Raw genomic sequence first — 2,924 nt, forward strand, 5'->3', positions numbered from 1 at the left:
TCGACGATGAGGTCGGCGGCATCTTCGGGGGTCATGGCGGTGGTATCGATGCGGACTTCGGCGTCTTCGGGTGCTTCATAGGGACTATCGATACCGGTGAAGTTCTTGAGCTGTCCGGCGCGGGCTTTTTTGTAGAGGCCCTTGACGTCGCGGCGTTCGGCTTCTTCGAGCGGGGTATCGACGAAGATCTCGATAAACTCGCCCTCGGGCAGCATCGCGCGGACCATGTCGCGCTCGGCCTTGAACGGGCTGATGAACGCGGTGATGACGATCAGCCCGGCGTCGGTCATCAGCTTGGCGACCTCGCCGACGCGGCGGATATTCTCGATCCGGTCGGCCTCGGTGAACCCCAGGTCCTTGTTCAGCCCGTGGCGGACATTGTCGCCATCGAGGAGGAACGTATGCCGGTTCATCCGGTGGAGCTTCTTCTCGACGAGGTTGGCGATCGTCGACTTGCCCGAGCCCGACAGCCCGGTGAACCACAGCAGCGCGGGCTTCTGGTTCTTGAGGCTCGCGTGGGCGTCGCGGTCGATGTCGGTCGCCTGCCAATGGACATTCTGCGCGCGGCGCAGGCTGAAGTGGAGCATGCCCGCGGCGACCGTCGCGTTGGTCAGCTTGTCGATGAGGATGAACCCGCCCAAGCTGCGATTGTCGCTGTACGCCTCGAACACCAGCGGCTTGTCGGTCGCGACCTCGACCACCCCGATGCCGTTGAGCTCGAGCGTCTTCGCCGCGAGATGGTCGAGCGTGTTGACGTTGATCTCGTACTTCGGCGCCTGCACCGTCGCCGACACGCTCTGCGTCGCGAGCTTGAGCCAGTAAGCGCGCCCCGCGATCATCGCCTCGTCGGCCATCCACACCAGGGTGGCCTCGAAGCGGTCGGCCACTTCGGGCGGCGCGTCGGCAGCTGCGATGACATCGCCGCGCGAGCAGTCGACCTCGTCGGCGAGGGTCAGGGTGACGGACTGACCGGCGACCGCTTCGGGCAGGTCACCGTCGAGCGTCACGATGCGGCTGACCGTGCTGGTCTTGCCGCTCGGCAGGATGCGCACCGCATCGCCCGGCTTGACCGAGCCCCCCGCGATCAGCCCCGAGAAGCCGCGGAAGTCGAGGTTCGGCCGGTTGACCCATTGCACGGGCATGCGGAAGGGCCTGGCTTCGTCTGCGACCGCGCCGATCTCGACGGCTTCCAGATGCTCGACCAGCGCCGGCCCCTTGTACCAGGGCGTGTTCGCCGAGAGGCTGGTGATGTTGTCGCCCCGGAACCCCGAGATCGGGATCGCGGTGAAGTGGGTGATGCCGATCTCGCTCGCGAAGGCGCGGTAGCTGAGCAGGATGCGCTCGAAGACCGTCTTGTCGTAATCGACGAGGTCCATCTTGTTCACCGCCAGCACGATGTGGCGGATGCCGATCAGATGCGCGAGGAAGCTGTGGCGGCGCGTCTGGGTGAGCACGCCCTTGCGCGCATCGATCAGGATCACCGCGAGGTCGGCGGTGCTCGCCCCGGTGACCATGTTGCGCGTATATTGTTCGTGGCCGGGGGTATCGGCGACGATGAACTTGCGCTTCCCGGTGGTGAAGAAGCGGTAAGCGACGTCGATCGTGATCCCCTGCTCGCGCTCGGCGGCGAGGCCGTCGACGAGCAAGGCGAAGTCGATCTCGCCACCTTGCGTGCCGACGCGCTTGCTGTCGGCCTCGAGCGCCGCCAGCTGGTCCTCGAAGATCATCTTCGAGTCATAGAGCAGCCGCCCGATCAGCGTCGACTTGCCGTCGTCGACCGAGCCGCAGGTGATGAAGCGCAGCAGCGACTTTTGCTGATGCTGCGCGAGATAGGCGTCGATATCCTCGGCGATCAGCGCGTCGGTGACGTAAACAGGATCGGTCATCTCAAATCCTCCCCGCTTGCGGGGAGGGGGACCACCGAAGGTGGTGGAGGGGGCGGGCTGCCTGGCGCGGCGCAAGGCCGAGAGCCCCCTCCGTCAGCGCTTCGCGCTGCCACCTCCCCGCGAGCGGGGAGGATTTAATGAGGGTCGCCATCAAAAATACCCCTCCTGCTTCTTCTTCTCCATCGACGCGTCGCCGCCGTCCTTGTCGATCGCGCGGCCCTGACGCTCCGACGTCGTGGTCAGCAGCATCTCCTGGATGACTTCGGAGAGCGTCGTCGCTTCGCTCTCGACTGCACCGGTGAGCGGGTAGCAGCCCAAGGTGCGGAAGCGGATCGAGCGCTCCACCGGCACCTCGCCGGGGAGCAGCGGGAAGCGCGCGTCGTCGACCATCAGCAGCAGCCCGTCGCGCTCCACCGTCGGGCGCGGCGCCGCGAAATAGAGCGGCACGATCGGGATCGCCTCGCGCGCGATATATTGCCAGATGTCGAGCTCGGTCCAGTTCGAGATCGGGAACACCCGGATGCTCTCGCCCCCCCCTCCTGTTCTTTGGGCCTTCCTGGCATTGTAGAGGTTCCACAGCTCGGGCCGCTGCTTCTTGGGATCCCAGCCGTGGCTGGCCGTGCGGAACGAGAAGATGCGCTCCTTCGCCCGGCTCTTCTCCTCGTCGCGCCGCGCGCCGCCGAAGGCGACGTCGAAGCCGTGCAGGTCGAGCGCCTGCTTCAGCCCCTCGGTCTTCCACATGTCGGTGTGCAGCGGGCCATGGTCGAACGGGTTGATCCCGCGTTCCCTGGCTTCGGGGTTCTGGTAGACGATCAGCTCCATGCCCGACTCCGCCGCCATCCGGTCGCGCAGCGCGTACATGTCCTGGAACTTCCACGTCGTATCGACATGCAGCAGCGGAAACGGCGGCGGCGACGGGTAAAAGGCCTTCCGCGCCAGATGCAGCATCACCGCGCTGTCCTTGCCCACCGAATACAACATCACCGGAGCCACCGCATCCGCCAAAACCTCACGCATTATGTGAATGCTCTCCGACTC

Annotated in this window: 2 protein-coding genes; both read right to left on the reverse strand. The window is 65.6% G+C overall.

Annotation, left to right across the window (positions count from 1 at the left end; all coding sequences use genetic code 11):
• The coding region (cysN, locus tag AC1RNQ_RS21415) for a sulfate adenylyltransferase subunit CysN (protein ID WP_493174541.1) at window positions 1–1,886 on the reverse strand (1,886 nt) is incomplete at its 3' end.
• Between the two features lie 150 nt (window positions 1,887–2,036).
• A partial coding sequence (gene cysD, locus AC1RNQ_RS21420) for a sulfate adenylyltransferase subunit CysD (RefSeq protein ID WP_493174543.1) occupies window positions 2,037–2,924 on the reverse strand: 888 nt, incomplete at its 5' end.

The organism is Sphingopyxis sp. GW821-FHT12F08 (genome assembly GCF_058806755.1).